Source organism: Rosistilla carotiformis (assembly GCF_007753095.1).
GTDB lineage: Bacteria > Planctomycetota > Planctomycetia > Pirellulales > Pirellulaceae > Rosistilla > Rosistilla carotiformis.
The window spans coordinates 6,699,105-6,721,294 of sequence record NZ_CP036348.1 but is presented as its reverse complement, the minus strand read 5'-3'; the positions used below and the strand labels follow the sequence as shown (position 1 = coordinate 6,721,294).

Here is a 22,190-nt window from a genome sequence, read left to right as displayed (position 1 = left end):
AACTTCATTTGCCCCCCACGCGCTCCCCGCAAGCAGCGATCGGGGGACCGAAGACCCCTTAGATCGGATTTAATATCCAAGGTGAGTTAAGTTGAAGTGAATCTTTGCACGGGCTTCCGGTTCTGGATTGTGGAAGCCGCCCATCGCACTTAAAAATGCATCGACATCGGCATTTTCTCACGCGAATATAATGTCCATTTGGTGTCGTTGCAAACGATCGTTCACGCTACAACCGTGGAGAATACAGAATGTCAGGCGTCCAGATTCGGGCCATCCGAGCCACCTTGATTAATCTAGCGAGTGCTACTGCGATAATGAGTGCCAGCCTTTTTGGGAACGTGTCTTCCGTCGATGCCGTGGAAAAAGCCCCAACTGCAGTGTAGGCGTTTGTCTGGGACTATCTCGACCCATGGACCAACCGCCGCGGAGCGTCCCAGTTGCTGACCGAAGCCGGATTCGAGGTCCATCCCTTGCCAAAGGACAGTTCTCCATGGGGCCTCTCGGGGCTGGTTTTTATCGGTAGCTTTGCCAGCGAAGACCCCGCCTACCAACCCTACATGAAGAAGTACGCCAAAGACCTCTATAAATTCGTCGACGACGGCAATGTCCTGGTCCAAATGACGCAGGCCGATCAGACCGAAGATCGCCCTCCGTTTCTTCCTACAACGCTCGAAGCGCGACGGTGCGATATCGATTCGGCCAAACTGCACGTCCTCTCCACAGGGCACACGCTCGCCCAAGGGTTTATCAAAGCCGACGGCACCGCGCAAGTGACCGGCGACCGCTTGGGGTGGGAGACGTTTGATCGGCACGGGGGATTTGAAGTCGTGATCAGTTCCGACGCTTACGCCAGCCACCCGATCTTGATGGAAGGAGCCTACGGCCAGGGGCGGATTGTGCTCGCGGCGATGCATGTCGACAAACGGATCGACGCCGACGGCAAGCCTTCCGCCGAAGAACATCTCGATCGGCTGGGGCAGCGGTTTGCCAAGAACCTGCTGCAACACGTCCAGGATGTCGAAGCCCGTCGTGCCGTTCCGATCCAGGTCACGCCGGCACCTCGCGTTCAAGGCAGCTTTATCGAGGGTTCCTGGACTTTGGCCCTACTCCCCGACACCCAAGTCTATTCGGTTCGCTTCCCGGGTTTGTTTTCAGCTCAGACCGCTTGGCTGCGTGCTCATGCGAAACAACGCAACATTCAATACGTTCTGCACCTGGGTGACATCACCAACAACAACACCAGAAAGGAATGGGAGAGAGCGGCCGAATCGATGCAGTTGCTCGACGGCCACGTCCCCTATGCGATCGTTGGTGGCAATCACGATTACGGCCCTTCGGGCGACGCATCGACGCGCGACACGTTGTTGAATGAGTATTTTCCTTACGAAAAAACAGCTGCGATGCCAGGGTTTGGCGGAGCCTTCGAAGCGGGAAAGCTTGACAACACGTACCATCTGTTCGAAGCGGGAGGTCAAAAGTGGATCGTCCTGGCGTTGGAATGGGGGCCGCGCGACGAGACGATCGCATGGGCTAACGATGTGATGACCAAGCATCCCGATCACAAAGGGATCCTTGTGACCCACGCCTACCTCTTCTCGAACTCTCGTCGCTACGATGCGACCGACAAGGTAAATCCCAATCACTGGAATCCGCACCACTATCGAACTCCCGGTGGCGTCAACGACGGCCAGGAATTGTGGGACAAATTGGTTCGCAAGCACAACTTTGTCTTCACCTTCAACGGCCATGTTCTCAACGACGGAACGGGCTATCGCGCCGACCCCAACGACACCGGCCAGCTGGTCCACCAAATGTTGGCGAACTACCAGATGCGAGAACTTGGCGGCGAAGCCTACCTGCGGCTGTTGGAATTCGATCCCGATGGCAATACGGTGCACGTGCTCGCGTACAGTCCGCTGCACGACCGCTACATGCTCGAGCAAGATCAATCGTTTACGATCCGATTGGACCAAGCTCCGGCGGAACAACCCGAGATGAAAGAATCGGTTCCCAGTCAACCCAAAGACCAAGCCGCTTCGGCAGCATTGGTTCCAACGAAGTGAGCGGTCTGTGTCGGCATGCTTATAAATGTCGGATTCGACCGATCCTCGCAACCATTCACCTCGGCGTGGCCGGGTGTTGAAGTGACGGTCGCTGAACTCACCTCGGTTCGATAAAGCTTGCCGTTGGAGTCCTCTTCAGGACCGCAAACGCGTCGATGTTCGCATCGGAAAAGCTGCATTGAACCGAGGTGTGGGCAGTCCCCGGGGCATGCCCAAGCAACACATCCTTTAGACGCCGACCTCTTCTTTGCGATCGAGAGCTGTGTCAACAATTGACGGCGACGCGGCTGTGTCGGCCGTCTGCTTTGCCCGTCGCTTGTGTTCCCGTTCGGCTCGCATCATGATCCGCGCGACGCCAAGTCCCAGCGGGGCCAGTAATGTTCCGGCTGTCATCACGCCCGACATCAGCGCGCCGTTGACTCCGGGGATTCCGACATCGCTGCCGGTCAGATACAGATTCTTGACCGATGTCTTCACTGGCCAGCGGTCGCGATAGAGTCGATGCTGGTTGCACACGCTGCCGTAGATCGTGCCGTGCCAATGGTCGGTGAAGGTCTTGACGGTGAGCGGCGTGGAGAGTTCTTGGTAGTCGATCAGGTCGCGAAAGCCGGGGAAAAACAACTCCACATGATCCAGTAACGCCTCGGCCGTCGCGGCTTTCTTTTGTTCGTAGTCCTCGCCGCGACGCTTCCACTTGGTGTTGTCCCACCGCGCCCAGTGTCGGTCCTCGCTGAAGCTGATGATCTGCGCGGTGTGAGGTTCCTGGCCCGGATTGCGCAGCGAACCGAAGCCGAAGTAACACCCATCGACCTGCTCCGGGTTGTTGGGATCGGCTTCCAAGTTGTGGTCGGTCCGCGCGTACAGCCAATAATTGCCCGCGTCGAAGCCATGCTTCCGCGGATCCTCTTTCAGCCCCAAATACAAGACGTTGACCGAAGGCCCCGGTGTCATCCGTGCGATGCGATTTCGTTCGCGTTGGCCATGCCCTTCGGGACACAGTTTTCCAAACGTGATCACGCCACCAGCGTTTGAGATCACGATCGGTGCTCGGTAGGTCACTTCCTTCTCTTTACGGATCGCCACAACACCTGTCGCTTTCCCATTTTCGATCAGGATGTTTTTCACCGACCGATTGACCAAACAGGCTCCGCCATGGGCTTCGATCACCTCTTTCGTATGCTCCGCCAGCACCGTTCCACCGCCGGCGGGGAAGTAGCCGCCGTTGAGGAAGTCGCCGCTGACGATCCCATGAAAGGCGAAACTGCTGTCCGACGGCGGCGTCCCAAAATCGGGCCACTGAGCGGCAATCACCGCGCGGAGAAACGGATCCCCAAATTGCTTGGCTAGATATTCTCCCGTGTTCATCGTCGCCATCCGGCGTCGAAACATCGTCAACAGCGACGCCATCCAATCGGGCAGCGTCTTGCCGACATACCAGCGGACCATCCAGTCGCGCATCTTTTGAATGTCGCGGAAGTATTGTTCCAACGCATCTTGTTCGTCGGGGAAACGTTTCACGAGCGCCGCGAGGATGTCGGGCTGGTTGTCCGGTAGATCAAACGTCTCTTGAGGAAAGACGAAGTGTTCGAAGGGATCGCCCAGCGAGTTCCATTGAATCCCGCCGCCGGTGACAAAGTCCATCACCTGGCGGGTTTGCGATCCATATTGCATCTCGCCGACGTAGTGGACTCCGGTATCCCATTCGTGATGCTTGCGGCGGAAGCAATGCGTGAAGCCACCCAGCTTCGAGTGGCGTTCCAACACCAGCACGCGTTTGCCAGCCATCTGCGACAACAGGCTGGCGGTCGCCAGTCCTCCCAAGCCCGAACCGATGATGATGGCATCGTATCGATCTGTCTGTTCGTTTTTCATCGGGATTCATCGACCTCGGAAGAGAAGTTGTACGGACGCGAGATTGCCGGTGAGGCCTCGCGCCGGATCGTATCGCCGCGTGGGCGACGCTGTTTTTGCCAGACCATCGTTTTGCCGCGCCGCAGGCCAACGATCTCGCCACGGTTGGCCAAATGGTTCATGTAGCCGACCGCTTCGGGAAACAGAAACGCTCGTTCTGCAAGGCTTAACGTCCGTCGATAGATCGCCGCCAGGCAATCGATCGCCGTCCGAGGCCGCTGCAGATGTTCCAGCAACCGAGACACGACTGCCTCTTGGCTGGCAGCCATCTGCCGAGATCGAATCGCGATTCCCGTGAACGGAGTATGGTGTCCGGGCAGGCAGACCGATCGCTCGTCGATGTGTTCGCCGATACGGCGACAGGTGTCTCGCCAAGCGGAAATCGGATCCAAGTCGGGTTGGTCTGCCGGAACGTTTAGGTTCGTCGACATGCCGGGCAAGATTTGATCGCCGGTGATCGCTAGCCCGTCGTTGGAGCAGAGCGTCAGATGATCGACCGCGTGCCCGTTGCCAACGATGGCTGTCCAGCAACGCTTTCCAATCTGCAATGTTTCCCCGTCGGCAATGACGCTGGTCGCGTTGGGCAGCATGGCAACGCCATCGGCGTAGCGTCGCTTGGGGCGGCGGATGAAGGCAGCCAATTCCAGATCCTTCATACCAGCGAGGACTGCAAAATCGATCTCTTCGGGCGTCCGCGACAGCGTCTTGTCGTGCAACATGCGATGCGCCACGGCGAGGGTCCCTCGCGTCGCCACGATCTCGGCTCCGCGCTCGGCGAACCACCCCGCCAGCCCGATGTGATCGGGATGGTGGTGTGTCACCACAACGCGGCGAATCGTGCCGTGATTTGGTTCTAAGATGCAAAGAGCCTCCGTCAAAGCTTGCAGCGTTTGCGGCGCGTTGGTTCCGGTGTCGACCAACACGATGCCATCGCGATCTTGCAACGCATAGACATTGACATGCCCCGGCCCGGCGGCAACGGGCAGACGGATCCACCACACGCCGTCGGCGACCTGCCGCGCAGTTCCCGTTGTGGGAGCGATGCCGTCGATCGCCCGGACAGCTTCCGCCGCCGTGGGCGCAGCGCCGGCATCATGCTGCAATTTGACAGCTTCGTTCGATGTCGGCATTCGCTGAGTTCTTTGCATAGGGAAATCGAATTCAGGCGGATTGTCCGGCAACAGAAACTATCACTTTGCCACTGCGCCCCGGTTCTTCGGCGCGAGCCAGCGCGGCGGCGATCTCATCCATCGCGAAGGACGAATCGACTTCGAAGTGCAACGTTTTCCGTGCGATCATCTCGCTGATCGCGTCATAGAGTGCCGTTCGTTGTGGCAAGGTCATGCGATTCAAACGCTTGGACAGCCAGAAGCCCTCCAAGCGGATGCCGCGAAAGATCAACTGGTCGCCACCGATGCAACACTCCTCCCCCGACAGCATCCCATAGTTGACGATCGTTCCCCCTTCGCTAAGGCACGCGGCCAAGCGACTGGTGCTCGCACCGGCGACGGCATCGAGCCCCAATCGCAAAGGTTGGTTCTTGATCGCTTCGCGGACGCGTTGTTCCAACTGGGGCCCGTCGACAACCGCGACATCGCCACCGAAACGTTTGACGTGGTCGATCGATTCGGGGCGTCGCACGACATTGATCGTCCGCAGACCTTGAACCCGCGCGATCTGAATGATGCAGCGACCGACGCTCGATAATGGCGCGTTCTGAATCAACCAGTCCTTGGGCTTCAATTGACCATCGTGTTCCAACAACAGTAGCGCCGTCGCCGGATTCACTTTCATCAACGCAAACTGATGCAGGTCCCCTTCGGCAGGCAATTTGTGCACGGCCGCGGCGGGAACTTTTCGCTGTTGAGCCCAGTTGTTGTTGGCGGTCACCATCACACGGTCGCCGACTTGCAAATCTTTGACCGCTTCGCCGCACCGCGCCACCCGTCCGACAGCTTCCATCCCGATCGCGGCGGGCAATTTGGGGAGCGAGCCGTAGCGGCCCGCCAATGTCGCCAGATCGGCTGGGTTGATCGGGAACGCTTCGATGTCGACAACCACCTCCCACGCCGACGGTTCGCCCACTGCAGCGACGGTCACGCATTTGGCGACTTGGCTTGGCGGGCCAAACTTTTCAAATCGAATCTGTTTCATGCCAGACACTAAAACACCCCCTTCGATTTCGGCGCGACGCGCAGGTTGTCGACGATGCACTGGATCGTGTAATCGAGTTGCTGGTGCGTATGGAAGGTGTTGATGAAAAATCGCAGGCGCGATTTGTCGCGTGGGACGATCGGATGCAGCATCGGGTAGGCGCAGATCCCTTGTCCAAACAACGCCATTGAAAGCCATAACGCCAGTTCAGAATCGCGGCACATCAGCGGAACGACTGCCGAATCGTGGCTGTTGTAGGTGTCTAGCCCCGCCGCTTTGGCACGCTGGACAAAGTAGCGGGCGTTGTCGACAAGCCGCCGCGCCCGCTGGGGTTCGGCCCGCATGATCCGCAGCGCTTCCAGCCCCGCAGCGGTGTTGGCGGGTGTCGGCGCGGCGCCGTATAACAACACGCCGGGAGCAAAATATTTGAGCATCGCGATCAGCGGCTTGGGGCCTGCGATGTAGCCTCCGCACGTTCCAAACGATTTGCTCAGCGAACCGAAATAGATGTCGACGTCGTGCGGATCGAAGTCGAAGTAATCGGTGACGCCCAAACCGTTGGGGCCGATGATTCCAAAGGAATGCGCTTCGTCGACCATCAACAACGCCTTGTACCTTCGTTTGATATCGATCAACCGAGGCAGGTCGGGGATGTCGCCATCCATGCTGTAGACCCCTTCGACCAGGATCAACACGCGTTCAAATTTACCGCGGTTCTCGGCTAGCAGAGCCTCCAACGCTTCGTAGTCGTTGTGTGGGAAACCGATTCGTCGCGCCGCGGTCATCTTGCATCCGGCCAGCGCCGAATTGTGGATCAGTTCGTCGTAGAGGATTAAGTCTTTGTTGCGACACAGATAACCGATGGCAAACGTGTTGGTGCTGTATCCGCCGACCGACAGCACGGCATCTTCGGTTCCCAGAACCTCGCAGATCTCATTTTCGAATGCCCGGTGCAATTCGATCTCGCCGGTGATCGAACGCCCCGAACCGGTGCTGGTTCCAAACGTGTCGACCGCTCGTTTGGCCGCCTCTTTGACACGGGCATCCCCGGCCAGCCCAAGATAGTTGTAGGTCGAATAGTTGATCATCTCGCGACCTTCGAGATTCACTGTCGCATCGGAAACCGAAAGCCGCTTGAGGAACTGGGTGCGTGGATATTTCTCCTTATCCAGGTACCACTCCATCGTGGTGAATTCTTTGTATTCGGGAAACTTGTCGAATTGATAGAAGGCTGGCGAAGCTTTGACTTCGCCGCGCGATTGGGGCGGTTTCTTCGCGGCGTTATCCTCTTCCGAATCGGAACTCTCCCGCCGGATCTGCATCTTCAATCGCTCGAGGCTCGATTTAACGCTCATGTTGTTTGGACTCTCGTTGCTGCATCGTCATGTGGTTGTCTGGTGTCGCGGTGGAAACGGGCACTGCAATTTTTAAACGCTGGTTTACACAGGGGCGGCCGCTGTGGGATCCAACGACGCTGCCGGTCGGCTGGCCGACTTGCTGGGCAGCGAGGTTGCCGTTCCAAGGGAAGCGAGTGATCCGACCGCCAGCGATCGGATCGTGGCTTCACCGACTAATTCGAGGACCGAAACTTTTAGTCCCAGCTGGCTATCGAACATTTGTTGGATCTCGGTCGCCATCAACGAATCGACTCCCAATTCGCTGACCGGCCGATCCACGGCGATCGCTTCGGGATCCGACTTGAGGACGACGCCAACGATCTCGCGAATCAGTCCGGCAACCAGATCGATCTGGTCGGCGTCGTTGAGCCCCGAGAGTTCTTCGATCAATTGATCGCGCAAGGCGTTGTCTTGCGGTGCCGAATCGGCTTCGATCAACGCGGCAAAGCGAGGCGACTTGCCCCCCAAGGTTTCGAACCGCGCCCAATCGGCCCAGGAGGTGATCAGGACCATGCCGAACTGCGTCACATCGCGGGCGAGCCCCTGCCGCAGCAAGCCCAACGCTTCTGCCGATGGCAGCCCACGCAGACCGACATACCTCAGGAACTGCTCCAGTTTTTCATCTCGAGCGACGACGCCGACATCCGAGATCGCTCCCCAGCAGACGCTTGTCGCCGGCAGTCCGATCGCCCTGCGATGGTGAGCCAAACCGTTCAGGAAACCATTGGCCGCACAGTAGGACGCTTGCCGGCTGTTGCCGACTTGATTGGCCAGCGAGGAATAGAGCACAAAGTGATCGAGGTCGAGATCCTCGGTAGCGAGGTGCAGATTCCATGCGCCCAGGGCCTTGCTGCGCAGCACGTTTTGCAGGTTGGAAAGCTCGATGTCGGCAATCGCTTGATCCATGATCACCGCCGCCGAATGGAAGACTCCCTTCAACGGAGGCATCTGGTTTTGGATCGCGTCCAACAGCGACTGAACCTGGCCGAAATCGGACGTATCGCACGCCACGGCATGAACCGTTGCGCCGAGGCTTTCGAGTTCCTGGACGAACACTTTTTTGTCGTCATCGTCAGCGCCGGCGCGTCCGGTTAACACGAGATGCCGGGCGCCTTGTTCGATCAACCAACGAGCGGTCTTGCGGCCGAAGCCCCCAAATCCGCCAGTGATCAGATAGGTTGCGTCGGTCCGCAAACGCAGATCGTCGCGTTGCACAATCGGCAGATCTTGGCCGCGGGTGTCGTAGGAGATCACGACTTGTGTTTTGGTTTCACGCAGCGGCAAAACCTGCCACGCAACATCGGCCACCGAAACTTCTAGCGCCGAACACTCGGGCGATTCGTTTTTCAGCAGCTCGCCGACAACATGCTCCAGCGCGGCGCGGAGCCGCAACGGTTTGGTTGCCAAGACAGCCAGATCGGTCCTGGCAATCGCAGCGATCGTCGGCGGCAAGGAGAACGCTTGAGGTATGTCGTCGGTATCGATCACCGCGCCACCATCGACGATCACACGCAGATCGAACGATGTCAGCCAAGCCTGCATTCCCGCGACCAGCACCGCAAAACCACGCCCTCCCGTTTCCTGCTGCACCGCGTCATGAAGGCTCTCCGGACAAGCGGGAACGATGTTGTAATTCGACGGCAGATTTTGCATGGCCGACGCCACATCCTGTGTCACTACCGAGACGCGCACGCCGCGTGCGGCGAGCAATTCGGCAACGGCCAGCGACATCGGACTCGTATCGACTAGCGCCGCGTCGCCCGATTCGAGATCGATCCCATGCAGAGCACAACGTGCTCGAGCGAGGATCCCAACGTTAGCAACTAACTGGGATGCATGGTCCGTCGATGGAATTTTGACCAGATGAAAGCGAGCGCGGCGACCGGATAGCTGGCTGGCGAGATCGGCGGGAGCAAACCCGCAGACCTGCATGCCGGCACGCAAATCGTCGACTTCGTCGCCAGCTTCGAGAATCGTTCCGACGATTTCGATCAGCGGTTGTTCGATATGATCCGCCGATTGATCCAAAACCAAATTCAGTGGCAGCAACGACTTTTCCACGCGAACCCGCACGTCGTGGGGACCGATCGCCGGTTGGGGAGCGGCCAGAATTCGGACCGTTCCGACCTGTTCGGCACCGGGCCGCAACGGTCGGATCTGAATTGGATGTTGATCGTCGGGGATTCGGTATTCGATTCGATCGTCGTCCAGGCAAGGCGATTCCAGCAACTCGCTGGTCCAACGGGCGAGGTGCCGAATCGCAACTTCATCCTCCGCCGCGTCGCACAACAGTTCCAATGCGACGGCGTCGCAGGTCGCGTGATCAGTCGACGCCGGTAGATCGATCGACGTGAAATGGAAGCCTTCGAGTTCGTTGGCGGCGACGCGAACAAAACCGTTGACGGCCGTCTGACGCGGATCGACTGGGCCATCCTCTTCATCGACAGCAAACGCCGACTGAGTGACAACATAGGCTCGTGGTCGTTTCGTGGGATCGATCTCCAACATCGCTTGGGTCATCGTGACGAGGGCTGCGATCGATTGTTCGCCCGTCGGATCCTGATCGGCAACCATCACGTCGAGGCTGTTGAAGAAGACGACGCCATCCAATTCGCCACAGCGGTTCAATACCTGTCGCGCGTCGTCGATCGAATCGGGACGGATGCAAAACAGGCCGCCGTCGTCGACAAAGGCATCGCCAAACTCGACTCTTCCCGAAATCATCGCGCCATAGTTTTCGATCTGCATCGAAACCTGTTGAGCCACATCGTTGGAAGCTCCCACCACCAACCAATGCCCCAGTCGGCGCGGTTCGTCGAGCGTATCGGCGATTCGCCATTGGTAATCGAGGATCTGTCGCTTGACGACGTCGCCGAACTGGTCGGTCCGTTGCGGCCGATTGGCGGCGGTCGCCACCAGCGAACGGACCACACCGACAACCTGACCCTGGTCGTCGCAAAGGGTCAGGTCGCAAGTGATCTGCCGATCGGTTTGGGCTGTCATTTTGCCGAGGCACCAAACCGTGTCGGGCAGCGAATCGACATACAGGCAGAGTTCACCGATCTGTGTCGGTAGATAGGTTGTATCCGAATGGACCAACAGCGACATCAACGTTTGGAAGCAACCATCCAATAGCGTCGGGTGCATTTTGTATGGGGCGGGATGTTCGCGAAGCGTGTCGTCGATTTCGATTCGCGCCAGCACCTGACGATCGGTTCGACCGATGCGAAGTTCTTTGACCGCTTGGAAATAGGGCCCGTACATCAATCCGACTTGCCGCAGTTCCCTGTAAAAGGAATCGACATCCGCCGGCTTGTCGAATTTTGTAAGCAGGTCCGGCAGATCGATCGCCTTCATTTCGGAAGCGGGAAGCGGAGCGATCGACGCGGTGACATGGACCTGCCCCGTGCCGAGACGTCCATTTTCCAAGCTGCGGATCTGGGCGGATTGCCGGGACGCGTCGTAAGTGGTCGTGAAATCGAGTCCACGGTCGGGAGCGATGATCATCGGCGCCGCGATCCGCAAATTGCGAATTGCCAACTTCGCCCCGTCGGGGAACTGGATCGCCGCCAGTTCCAGCAGCGATTCGATGTAGGCCGCCGCCGGCAGCACGGGGATGCCGGCGACGATGTGATCTCTCAAGTAGGCAACGGCTTCGTGGTCGAAGTCGTTCCGCCAAACGGGAGCCGAGAGCGCTTCCTGGGTTCCCAAAATGGGATGGGTGATCGGGTTGATGCGGTCCTGCGCGGCGCGGTCGTTTTCCAACCACAATCGCTCGCGCTGCCAGGCGTAATTGGGCAACGAAACCAGTTTTCCGGTGCGATACAGGCGGGACCATTCGTATTCGCATCCGGCCGTAAAAACTCCGGCGATGGCGCGGTGAACGGTTTGGATTTCGGGCTGCTTGCGATGCAGCGTGTGCACCAACCGGCATTCCTTCCCCGCGGCGTGGATGCAATCGCGGAGCGCCGACGACAGCACGGGGTGCGGACCGACTTCTAAAAACGTGTTGTATCCGTCGTCCAGAATCGAATCGACCGCATCGGCAAATTCAACGGGCTGGCGGATGTTCAGCGGCCAATACGACGCGTCGAACGAAGCCTCGGTCACCAAGCGACCGGTGACTGTCGAATAGAGCGGGATCTTGGCAGCGCTTGTCTGCAAACCGGACAACCGGCGTTCCAAGGCTGCCATCAATGGATTCATCAACGGGCTATGATAGGGAACTTCGACGGTCAATATTTTGTTGAAGATCTCGGCCGCCGTGAATTGGCGCGACAGTTCGGTCAGCGTGTCGGTGTCCCCCGCCAACGTCACGGTGTTGGTTCCATTAACAGCTGCCAGTGAAACGAGATCGCCCATTCCCGCGATTCGCTGCAACGCTTCCTGTTTGCCAATCCCGACCGCCAGCATCGAACCGGTTCCGGCTGTCGTCGCTTGCAATTGGCTGCGATGGTAACTGACAGTCAAGACATCTTCGAGACTCAGCACGCCCGCGGCATAGGCCGAACCGAGTTCACCAACCGAATGGCCAACACTGGCGGCGGGCGTGACGCCAGCGTCTTCCAACATTTCCAACAGACCGATTTGGATCAACAGGTTCGCGGGTTGAGCGTATTGGGTTCGCGAGATCCGCGAACTCGATTCGCCCTTGAGCATTTCGGTCAGGATCGAAAAGCCCGCGATCTCTTGGAAGAGCATGTCGGCTTGCGCGACCGCTTGCCGGTAGATGTCCGATTTGCGATAGAGTTCCTGCCCCATGCCCCACCACTGCGGCCCCATCCCTGTAAAGACAAAGACACACTCGCGGCGTCCTTGGAAGGGCTGCGAATCGACGACGACATGCGGTGAGTCCTGCCCTTCGGCGAGCGAGCGAAGTCCTTGCCGCAATTCGCTGCGATCGCTGCCGATCACAACGGCCCGCTGGGCAAGATGCGCCCGGCGCCGAGCGGCGGTATACAACACATCGTGCAATTCTCCCTCATTTGCCAAACAGGATTCGAGGTTCCCTGCGTTAGCTCTTAGGGCTTCTGTGCTACGCGCGCTGACCGGCAACATCAGCGGCAGTTCATGTGGATTGAGACTCGCATTTCCCGAAAGCAAAGCGACCCCATCGAGCGGCTTTCCATTCCCATTGCCGTTGCAATGGGCCGATCCGTTGCCCTGCGGATGCCCGTTTGCGTGCGACTTTCCATTGCAATGGTGTTTTGCAAAATTTGGCTGGGCGTGGTGAGCCGGTGCCGATTGCAAGATCACGTGCGCGTTGGAACCGCCGTAGCCAAACGAATTGACAGCGACGCAGATTGGTTCGTCGCCGCGGCCCAATGGAATCAGATCGTCCGCTAGACGGAGCCCCAGTTTTTCGAACTCGATCGCTTCGTTGGGCGTTTGTAAATTGGCTAGCGGAGCGGCTTGGCGATAGATCGTCGTCAGCACGCCTTTGATCACGCCGGCGATCCCCGCGCACGCTTCCATGTGTCCGGTGTTGCTTTTGATCGAACCGATCACGACGCGGTCTTCGCCATGGCGGCCTTGGCCATAGATTTCGCCGATCGCTTGGCATTCGGTAGGATCGCCGATCGCGGTTCCCGTGCCGTGGCATTCGACATATTTAATCTGCAGCGGATGGATCTGGTAACGCTCGCAAACCGACTGGATCAACGCGCGTTGGGCATCGCCGCTGGGCATCGAGATCCCCGCCGTGCAGCCGTCTTGATTGGTTCCCGATCCGATCACTGTTGAGAGGATTTCGTCTCCATCGCGGAGCGCGTGTTCCAACGGCTTCAGCAGCACAACGCCCGCTCCTTCGCCGCGTCCGTAGCCATCACCGCGAGCGTCGAACGATTTCGATTCGCCATCGCGCGACAAGAAGTGTCCCTTGCACATCCCCATCGGATATTCGGGACGCATCATCACATTCACGCCCCCGACGATCGCCATCTGCGCCGTCCCACGCCAGAGATCTTGGCAGGCATAGTGGAACGCGACCAATGACGACGAGCAGGCGGTGTCGATGGACAAGCTGGGGCCGCGGAGATCGTAGGTGTGGGAGATGCGGTTGGAGAGCATCGTCATCATCATCCCCGCAGCACTGTGCTGGTTGATCTGCGAACGATTCCGCGACGACATCTGCGTGATCATGTGGTCCAACATGAAACCGCCGACGTAGACACCGAACGATTTGCCCGCTTGATCGGGCAGCGGGATCCCCGCATTTTCAAACGCTTCCCAAACAACCTCCAACATCAGGCGTTGCTGCGGGTCCATGTTCTCCGCTTCGCGTGGCGAGATCCCAAAAAACGAAGCGTCAAAGGTCGTTGGATCTTGATGGAGAAAGCCGCCACGCCGAATGTACGCCTTCCCTTTGGAGACCGGATTGGACGAATAATATCGATCGACATCCCAACGGTCCGCCGGGATCGTATCGATTGCGTTGAACCTCGTTTTCAGGGCTTCCCAGAGTTGCGTGATACTATCGAGTCCCTTCGGAAATCGGCAGGCCATCCCTACGACTGCAAGCGGTTGATCGGTCATTGGAAGTTCCTCTCGAGTGAATCACCTGCTGGTTTGCCGGTACGCGAACCTGCACACTGCAACACCAGCCGGCAGCTCATGTTGCTTGAATGGACGGGCTGATCTCCGGCTGCTCTTGAGCCGCTGCGATCAAGACATAAACTGCGGGGACAAAAAACAATGCGATCAGGGTCGCACCGCCGACACCGCCAGCGATCGTGATCGCCAACGGCGGCCAGAAACCGCCACCAGCTAAAAACAGAGGCGTGAAACCAGCGATGGTGGTCAGAGTGGTTGCCGTGACGTGCCGCGTCGATCGCATCACGACATCGACCAACGCGTCGTGGTCGCCAGTTCGTGCCGCGGGATCCTGACGGATCGCTGCCAGTACGACGATCGAATCGTTGATCGCAACGCCGACCAACCCCATCGATCCGACGATCGCCATGAACCCAAAGGGATATCCGGAAATCCAGACGGCAAGATGGCTGATGCCAAACGAGAGACCGGCGACAACGAAGATCAACGCTGCCAACCGAAACGATCCGAAGGTCAGCACCATCGCCGCGACCATCAGCACGACGATCACCACGACGCTGGCCATCAGGTTGTCGACGGCGGTGTTGCGGGTCTGCTCTTCGCCTCCAAACGAAATGCTGTACCCCGTGGGCAATTGGATGTTGGCTCTTGCGATCCTGCGTTTGAAATCGTCGATGACTGTCGAAGGCAACATGCCCGCGGGGATGAAGCCTTGAATCTCGTTCATGCGTTGGCCATCGAGTCGCGGGATCTCGGCGCTGTCGGCTTCCAGTCCGATCGTGGCGATCGCGGAGATCGGAATCGACGATCCGCTGCGGCCCGGTTGGGAAGCCAGCAGATTGATCGACGCGATCTCGGACATACTGGAACGGCGTTGATTCCCCGCGCGGACGCGGACCGGCAACTGCTCGGTCGTTTCGACGACCGCCCCTCCGGTGCTCCCTTCGAGCGTGGTCTGCAATTGGTTGGCAATCGCTTCGTGGCTGAGCCCCGCGATTCGAGCTTCGGCTTCGTCGATCGAAAACGCGACTTTGGGAACCGCTTCGTCCAACTGCACACGGCTGTGGATCACGCCCGGCGTCGAGACCAGCAGGTCGCGGAACTCGGTTCCCAAGCGACGCAGTTGATCGAGATCGGGGCCAAGGACGCGGACCTCGACCGGCGCATCGAAGCCGGCCCCCTGTTCCAACTGGCGGACCAAGACGCGAGCAAATGGGCAGCGATTGTCGACCAACGCTTGCAAGTCGTGGATGATCTCGGGAGTGGCAACGTCCGTGCGAAGCTTGACGATCGCTTGTCCATACGAAGGCAGGTTCCGTCGGCTGCGAACGACGTTGTAGTAGAACGTGGGAGCCGATTCGCCCAAGAACCAATGGACTGCGTCGACCGCCGGATGCGCGGTCAGCGTCTCGGTCAAACGACGCGCTGTGTCGCGTGTGTTGTGGATCGAAGCATGGGCGTTCAATTCCAGATCGATGTAGACCTGATCGCGATCGGCCGGCGGGAAAAATTGGATCGGCAAGCTTCCGACCATCAAAAATCCCAGAATCGGAGCGACCAAGCCCAACGCGATCCCTAGCGCTGGCACGGCAAGCGACATCTGAAGCAGCGAGCGATAGGCAGCGGCCAAAGGTTTGATCGCCAGCCCGCGATCGAACCATGCGAACCAATGCGACCTGTCTGGCCGAACTCTTCCCATCGCTGCCAGCGCGGGAATGATCGTCACCGCCAACAGGAAGGAACTGGCGATCGCGAGGATCACGCTGACACCAATCGCTCCCACAAACTCGCCATCGGGGCCGCGCATGATGGCGATCGGGGCAAACGACAGCGCGGTCGTCAGCGTCGAACCAAACAACGGCACCAACAGATGTTTGACTGCGGCGGCGACGGCATCGGCTGGAGCGGAACCCTCGCGAATCCGATGACTGGTTTCGTCGACTACAACGATCGCATTGTCGATCAACAGGCCAAGCGAGATGATCAATCCGGTGACCGAAATCTGGTGGATCGGAATCTCCAAAAGACGCATCCCAGCCAGGACCATCATCGACGACAGCGGGAGCGAAAAGGAGACGACCAACGCGTTCCGCAAGCCCATCATCAAAAAGGTGATCAGAAAGACGGCCAGACAACCCAACAACAGATTCTGGCCAAGACCTGCCAAGCGTTTGTCGACGTAGTCGTTCTGGTCGAACAGTTTGTCGATGCCGATCCCTGGCGGAAGGGAGGATTCAAATTCAGCCAATCGCCCGGTGACATCGCGATTCCAGGGACCGATCTGATACTCGGAACGAACGCGAATCCCCAGCACCACCGCATCCAAGCGGTCGATCACGGCCACGTTTGTCAGCGGACGGACGACATCGCGTTGGATCTCCGCGACATCGCCCAATTGCACGACCGGTCCGTCGTCGGAGGTCCGGATCGGCATCCCGGCGATTCGACGTTCGGAATCGAGTTCGTTGTCGATCCCCATCAATAGATCGCTGCTGGCGCCGCGCAACTGGCCAGCCGAAACCTTGGCGTCGCTGCGGGCCAATTGGTCGGCGATATCGCTGGCCGTCAACTTCAACGCCGCCAACTCTTCCGGTTTAACCGTCACCAAGAACTCTTCATCGGGAGCTCCATACAGATCGACCGACTCGGTTCCGGCGATGCGTTCGAGTTGTTCCTTCAGTTGTTTGGCCAGTCTGCGCAACAGCGAATAATTCGGATCTCCGTCGCGTTGCCAAGTGATCCCAACGAGCATCGCGTTCGCCTTGATCTTGACCTTTTCGAAGACGGGGTCGAGCGTTCCGGCGGGCAATTCGTGGGCCACCGCGTCGATCTTGTCGCGGACCCGCGACCAAACCTCATCGACAGCGTAGACGTTGGCGTTGAGTTCGATTCCGATCGTCGACACCCCGGCGCGGCTGGACGACGTGATCTCTTTGACCTCATCGATCTCGCGGATCGCTTGTTCGACGCGTTCGGTCACCAACGCTTCGACACGGGTCGCGTTGAAGCCTGGCACGACGGTGTTCACGATCGCAAAGCGTGGCGTCAGTTCGGGATCCTCGGCCCGCGGCAGGACGCTGTACGACGAGAGCCCGGCGACAAAGATCAGCCCCACCGCCAGACACAGCAGTCGTCGATTCCGGTAGAAGAGGTTGGAGAGCATGGATTATCGAGGTTGGCGTTTAGCTGGCGGTCGGGGCGAGCGAAGCGATCGGACGATCCGAGCGTGGCGTGGGGACGAGGTCCAATGGTTCGGGAGGTTTTTCGGCGGGCGACATCCCATCCTGCGACGCGGGTTCGGTCGCGGGGAGGGGGGCCGATTCGTCGACGTCATCAGTCGGTTCGGGAACGCGGATCGCTTGCTTGGTCGTCAGCCGATGCGTTCCGCTGGAGACGATCCAGTCGCCGGTTTCCAGCGTCCCGCGGACCAGCGCCCGTTCGCCTTGCGTTTCGATCAGTTCGACATCGCGTCGCTCCGTCGTGGTCGTTTCATCGCCATCGCCGACGACCGCGAGAACCGACCACAGTCCCTGGCCGCCGCGTGAGATCGCGGCCAACGGGATCCAGAAACCATCGACTGGAATCTCTTGAGTGAACGCCAACCGAGCGACTTCGCCCGGGACAATCTGCTGCGGCGAGACGTTGTCGAGTGTCAAGACGATGGTTTGGGTGAGCGTTTGATGATCCAGGTCCGCGATCCGCGATCGGACCGTCGCATCGAACGATTGCTTGCGAACGATCACCGGCAATGTTTCGCCCGTTTGGATCGATGCGGCGATCGCTGCCGGAACACCGACCCAAACTTCCAGCGATGTGTCTTCGATGATCCGGAAGATCGTCGACCCCGGTTGGGCGATCGATCCCTCGTCGACCGACCGCTCGGTGACAAACGCATCGTAAGGGGCGACTATCTGGCTCTTTTCGATCTCGATATCAACATCTTGAATCGACGCGTCGAACTGGGCCACGATCGCCTTCTGGGCGTCCAACCGTTCCTGACGCGTACCGGCTGTCAATTCATCGAGCACCTTCTGAGCTGATTGCAATCGAGCTTCCACCGCCGTCAATGAAAAGGCCGCCTGCTCGGCTTCTTCGCGTGACGAAGCACTCGCCAGCAACAACCGCTGCCGCCGTTTGGCCATCTGGTCGGCGGCGTCGGCCTGGGCGGCAAGGTCTTGAACTGTCGCACGCTGAGCCGCGATCGATTCCTTGCGCGGCCCGGCTTCCAGTTCGGCAAGGACCGCCAGCGCTTCGCGGTGCTGCGCTTCGAGCCCCAGCCGTTTGACTTTCAGTCGACGATCGCCGATCCGCGCCAAAGGCTGCCCCTTTTCGACCCGATCGCCCAGATCCGCGGAGACTTCGACGACCTCTCCCTGGCGTTCAAAACTCAGCTCGCTCTGGCGCGCCGGTTTGATGATTCCGGTGAACGTTCGCTCGCGAGCGTAGCTCTCCACGCGTTGAACCTGCATCGTTTCGACCGGCAACGTCGACGCGTTTCCACCCGCTGTGTGCGGTCGCGAGCTTTCGCCCAGGCTGCGGTCGGTTGCCGGATGATCGGAACGCCGCATCGACGATGCGGCGAGCCCGGCGCCGATCGCCACGGCGACCAACAGCATCGTCGCCAAGGCAACTTGGATTCCTCCCCCGCGACGCCGTCCAGCGGTCGTAAGCGGCGCTCGATAGGGGGCCTCTTGTTCGTTCATGGATCTTGATAACGGTGGATTCCAGATAACATTTCGGAGGGGAATGCGACGCCGCAGAATGGCAAGGACCCCACCGATCGAAAACGCAATTGTTGGCAGGGAAATGACGTTTTCACTGCACTTTGCTAGCCAAGTTTAGCTAGGCAGTCGAGGTTTGGCATCCAGAATCGCATCCGAAAGAAAGCAAATATGGAAAAAAACTCAGTTTAGGTAGGTGTCGAGGGCTGCGGGGAATGCGGTAGCGCAGCGAGAAGGGGCGGCTGAGTCGACATTAAGGTGGGTGAGGCTTATGCCAATTTTAGCCAGGCCTGTGTGCCGAGATAAGCTACATGAACGTTGGGGCCGGAATAATCGGACCTACGCCACAGCCGGCAGCCTGCTAGCGATCTCCAAAATCGACCGCCCCATGCTATCGAACGACCCCAACCGCCCGATCGCTGCCGCTGCCTGCCCGTTGGGTGGGCGGATCCGCGCGGTCGGTCTGGCATTGTGGGTGGTTAGTTGGCTGCTCTCGCTGGGAGGCTGCGGCTACCTGGCTCAATGGAAAACCAACGGTCACAAAGTCGGCCCCGATCATGTCGCTCCCACCGCCGCGGTTGCGGAGCATTGGATCGATTTCAACAATCCCAAGCTGATCAGTTCGCAAAATGGCGTCGACGACGAGAACTGGTGGCGGTTGTTCGGAGATCCGGAGATCGAAAAGATCGTCTCGGCCGCCCAGACCAACTATCTGCCGTTGCGGATCGCGATGCTGCGAATCCAAGAGGCCCGATTGCAGCGGGCCATTGCGGTGGGAAATCTTCTGCCGCAATCGCAGGAGTTTTTCGCGGAGTTCCAGCGGATCCAAAACAGTGACAACGGGAACCAGATCGGAATCGCCGATCTCGGCAATACGTTCGACCTCTATCAATTTGGCTTTAACGCCAACTGGGAACTGGATGTTTGGGGGCGTTTGCGGCGTCAGATCGAATCCGAAGGAGCCAAGGTGCAGGGGACGATCGAAGACCGCCGCGACGTGAAGCTGTCGTTGGTCTCCGACGCGATTGCGGCTTACATCGAGATCCGCACCAACCAAGATCGCCTCGTGTTCGCACACGCCAATATCAAAGCTCAGCAGAAAACGTTGGAGCTGGCCGAATCGCGATTCAAGAACGGTTCGGTCTCCAAGCTGGATGTGACGCAGGCGCGGGCCAATCTGGAAGCGACACGGGCCGCGATCCCCGAACTGGAACGGAGTCTACGTGTTGCGAACAACCGACTGTGTGTTCTGCTGGGGCTCTCCCCGCGGGATCTGATCGCGCAGATGGGGTGGGCCGGCGTCCCGACGACTCCCGATGCGATCTTGGTCGGAATGCCGGTCGATCTGCTGCGTCGGCGTCCCGACATTCGCAGCGCCGAACGGGCGATCGCCTCGCAAAGTGCGCTGATCGGCGTCGCCGCAGCCGACCTGTTTCCAACGTTTTCGCTGCGCGGGACCATCAATTGGCAATCGTTCAATTTTCCCGACCTGTTCGAATCGGCAGCCAATGCCGGAGCGATCATCCCCGGGGTTCGCTGGAACTTGTTGAACTATGGCCGTCTGATGAACAACGTCCAGATTCAGGAGACGCGGTTGGAGCGGACGATCGTCGAATACCGCCAGGCGGTTTTGAAAGCGGGAAGCGAGGTGGAGGATGCGATGGTTCGATTCGTCAAAGCGCGGGAGCAGATCGCGAGTCGCGAGCGAGCGGTTGCGGCGACCGCTGAATCGATCGAAATCGCCACGCTGCAATATGAAGAGGGGACGGTTGAATTCGATCGCGTCAACGAATTGCGCAAAGACCTCGTTCGCCAACAAGATCTGTTGGCCCTGGCTCGTGGCGAAGCGGCCCTTGGGATCATCGCGATCTACCGAACGCTCGGCGGCGGTTGGAGCGCGGCGGACCAAGCGATCAGCAACTGCGCTCCCGCGCCAATCATCCAAGCGGAGCCTGCGCCGCCCATGCAATCCATCCCTTCGCAGGAATCCAAACCGCCGCTCACCGCCAGCCGCTCGCCCCAGGTGATCGTACGCACGATCGGTACGCAAACGCCTCTCTCCAAGAGCCCCTACCAACCGATTGAGGCGAGCCAGCCGACGTCGCTTGGCGTGCCAAAGTCGCGGCGACAGGTTGATCGTTCGGCGCCGCCAGTGAGTCATCGGTAAACGCTGTACCCGTCACCGGTGACCAACGCACCTGGGGTGATCGATGGGGCAGGCAGTGAGGGTTGCAGGGCAGATGCTTGGTTTGGCTGGCAAAAAACAGGGCTTCAGAAAAATTTTGGTTACTGGTTGACAGTCTTTGGCGTCGAACGCATCATAGACCCGGCGAGTGTTGAGACTGAGTTTCAATATCGCCATCACCGAAAAATTCGTCAACGAAGCCAGCCACCTTTCTTTCGGCAGCCCGCCACGTTCGACGACTCCGCTGGAAATGTTTTCCAGATGCGAGTTCCGTCAATCTCTCTGAACGTGGAGAACTAAACATGTCCTCGAAGGACCTCCGTAGCCGCGCTGGCTTTACGCTTGTTGAATTGCTCGTTGTGATCGCGATCATCGGCATCCTGGTCGGGCTTCTGCTGCCCGCAGTCCAGGCGGCTCGCGAAGCTGCCCGGCGGATGCAATGTTCCAACAACATGAAACAAATCGGCTTGGCCCTGCATAACTATGAGTCAACGTACCGCTGTTTCCCTGCCGGCTCCATCCAAAGCAATTTTGTTTCTGGATTTGCCTCGATCCTGCCCTACCTCGAAGAGGGCAACCTGTACGATCAATATGACTTTTCGCTGTACTACACCGATGCGGAAGTCGCGGAGATCTCCAAACAAGAAATCTCCACTTACCTATGCCCGTCGATGGTCATGCGTCGTGAGCTGCCAATGCCTGGGACGACCGAGGTTGGCGGTCCGTGCAGCTACTTGTTGAACGAAGGGACCGCGTCGTACATGTCTGCCGGGGCCGACGGGATGTTCGGCTTGAACTGGGGTGGCTATGGCTATGCGAGCCGGCACTACCGGCACGGCGATATTACCGACGGCACCAGCAACACGATTGGCGTTGGAGAAACGACCTTCAATTATGAAGACTATACGTGGAGCGCCAGTACCGCGGGCACGAACACCGCACTCGTTGGCACGCCACGCTGGGGAGCGTTTCGTTGGATTGTGGGATACCCAGGCGTCGCAATGGGCACCACCGCGTATCGGATCAACGACTTCTCCAATTCGACCAAAGCAGGCTACAGCAGCCAACATCCTGGTGGCGCACAGTTCTTGGTAATGGATGGAAGCGTCCATTTCATCGCCGAGACGATCGACGCCGTTCCTTACGAATCGCTTTCAACGAAAGCAGGCGGGGAGGTTGTCGATGACGTGCTGCACTAATCGAAGCT

General features: G+C 58.9%; 11 protein-coding genes. 4 read left to right on the top strand and 7 right to left on the bottom strand.

Annotation, left to right across the window (positions count from 1 at the left end; translation table 11 throughout):
- The first annotated feature begins 470 nt into the window (after window positions 1–470).
- The gene (locus Poly24_RS24190) at window positions 471–2,063 is read left to right on the top strand and encodes a metallophosphoesterase (RefSeq protein ID WP_145101731.1); all 1,593 of its coding nucleotides are present in this window, start codon (window positions 471–473) and stop codon (window positions 2,061–2,063) included.
- Window positions 2,064–2,291: 228 nt separating this feature from the next.
- On the opposite strand, the gene Poly24_RS24185 is transcribed toward Poly24_RS24190, so the two are convergent.
- The 7 genes from Poly24_RS24185 to Poly24_RS24155 form a co-directional block, all read right to left on the bottom strand.
- Window positions 2,292–3,935 carry a phytoene desaturase family protein gene (locus Poly24_RS24185; RefSeq protein ID WP_145101729.1) on the bottom strand — a complete coding sequence of 548 codons (1,644 nt, stop codon included), beginning with the start codon at window positions 3,933–3,935 and terminating at the stop codon, window positions 2,292–2,294.
- Window positions 3,932–5,104 carry an MBL fold metallo-hydrolase gene (locus Poly24_RS24180; RefSeq protein WP_197452139.1) on the bottom strand — a complete coding sequence of 391 codons (1,173 nt, stop codon included), beginning with the start codon at window positions 5,102–5,104 and terminating at the stop codon, window positions 3,932–3,934. The genes Poly24_RS24185 and Poly24_RS24180 overlap by 4 nt, the downstream gene beginning before the upstream one ends.
- Before the next feature lie 31 nt (window positions 5,105–5,135).
- Window positions 5,136–6,128: an MDR family NADPH-dependent oxidoreductase gene (locus tag Poly24_RS24175; protein WP_145101725.1), complete on the bottom strand. Its 993-nt coding sequence runs from the start codon at window positions 6,126–6,128 to the stop codon at window positions 5,136–5,138.
- Window positions 6,129–6,136: 8 nt separating this feature from the next.
- A complete protein-coding gene (locus tag Poly24_RS24170) occupies window positions 6,137–7,483 on the bottom strand; it encodes an aminotransferase class I/II-fold pyridoxal phosphate-dependent enzyme (protein ID WP_145101723.1) in 1,347 nt (448 codons plus the stop codon).
- Between the two features lie 84 nt (window positions 7,484–7,567).
- Window positions 7,568–14,059 (bottom strand): type I polyketide synthase, encoded by a 6,492-nt coding sequence (locus Poly24_RS24165; RefSeq protein ID WP_145101721.1) that lies wholly within the window; start codon window positions 14,057–14,059, stop codon window positions 7,568–7,570.
- A gap of 76 nt (window positions 14,060–14,135) precedes the next feature.
- A complete protein-coding gene (locus Poly24_RS24160; RefSeq protein WP_145101719.1) occupies window positions 14,136–17,240 on the bottom strand; it encodes an efflux RND transporter permease subunit in 3,105 nt (1,034 codons plus the stop codon).
- 19 nt (window positions 17,241–17,259) lie between these two features.
- Window positions 17,260–18,780 (bottom strand): efflux RND transporter periplasmic adaptor subunit, encoded by a 1,521-nt coding sequence (locus tag Poly24_RS24155; RefSeq protein ID WP_145101717.1) that lies wholly within the window; start codon window positions 18,778–18,780, stop codon window positions 17,260–17,262.
- 406 nt (window positions 18,781–19,186) lie between these two features.
- Here Poly24_RS24155 and Poly24_RS24150 point away from each other — a divergent pair, with 406 nt between their 5' ends.
- From Poly24_RS24150 to Poly24_RS24140, 3 genes are read left to right on the top strand one after another with little or no spacing between them, the layout of a single operon-like run.
- Window positions 19,187–20,965 carry a TolC family protein gene (locus tag Poly24_RS24150; protein WP_197452138.1) on the top strand — a complete coding sequence of 593 codons (1,779 nt, stop codon included), beginning with the start codon at window positions 19,187–19,189 and terminating at the stop codon, window positions 20,963–20,965.
- An 18-nt stretch (window positions 20,966–20,983) separates the two neighbouring features.
- Entirely contained in the window at window positions 20,984–21,283 is a 300-nt protein-coding gene (locus Poly24_RS24145; protein WP_145101713.1) for a hypothetical protein, read from the top strand.
- A gap of 2 nt (window positions 21,284–21,285) precedes the next feature.
- Entirely contained in the window at window positions 21,286–22,182 is an 897-nt protein-coding gene (locus tag Poly24_RS24140; RefSeq protein WP_145101711.1) for a DUF1559 domain-containing protein, read from the top strand.
- Window positions 22,183–22,190 lie beyond the last annotated feature (8 nt).

What these genes read in the sequence shown, in the direction of transcription:
- Poly24_RS24140 (WP_145101711.1), top strand. Translation starts at nt 21,286, where the DNA reads ATGTCCTCGAAGGACCTCCGTAGCCGCGCTGGCTTTACGCTTGTTGAA.
- Poly24_RS24185 (WP_145101729.1), bottom strand. Translation starts at nt 3,935, where the DNA reads ATGAAAAACGAACAGACAGATCGATACGATGCCATCATCATCGGTTCG.
- Poly24_RS24155 (WP_145101717.1), bottom strand. Translation starts at nt 18,780, where the DNA reads ATGAACGAACAAGAGGCCCCCTATCGAGCGCCGCTTACGACCGCTGGA.
- Poly24_RS24175 (WP_145101725.1), bottom strand. Translation starts at nt 6,128, where the DNA reads ATGAAACAGATTCGATTTGAAAAGTTTGGCCCGCCAAGCCAAGTCGCC.
- Poly24_RS24150 (WP_197452138.1), top strand. Translation starts at nt 19,187, where the DNA reads ATGCTATCGAACGACCCCAACCGCCCGATCGCTGCCGCTGCCTGCCCG.
- Poly24_RS24160 (WP_145101719.1), bottom strand. Translation starts at nt 17,240, where the DNA reads ATGCTCTCCAACCTCTTCTACCGGAATCGACGACTGCTGTGTCTGGCG.
- Poly24_RS24180 (WP_197452139.1), bottom strand. Translation starts at nt 5,104, where the DNA reads ATGCCGACATCGAACGAAGCTGTCAAATTGCAGCATGATGCCGGCGCT.
- Poly24_RS24165 (WP_145101721.1), bottom strand. Translation starts at nt 14,059, where the DNA reads ATGACCGATCAACCGCTTGCAGTCGTAGGGATGGCCTGCCGATTTCCG.
- Poly24_RS24170 (WP_145101723.1), bottom strand. Translation starts at nt 7,483, where the DNA reads ATGAGCGTTAAATCGAGCCTCGAGCGATTGAAGATGCAGATCCGGCGG.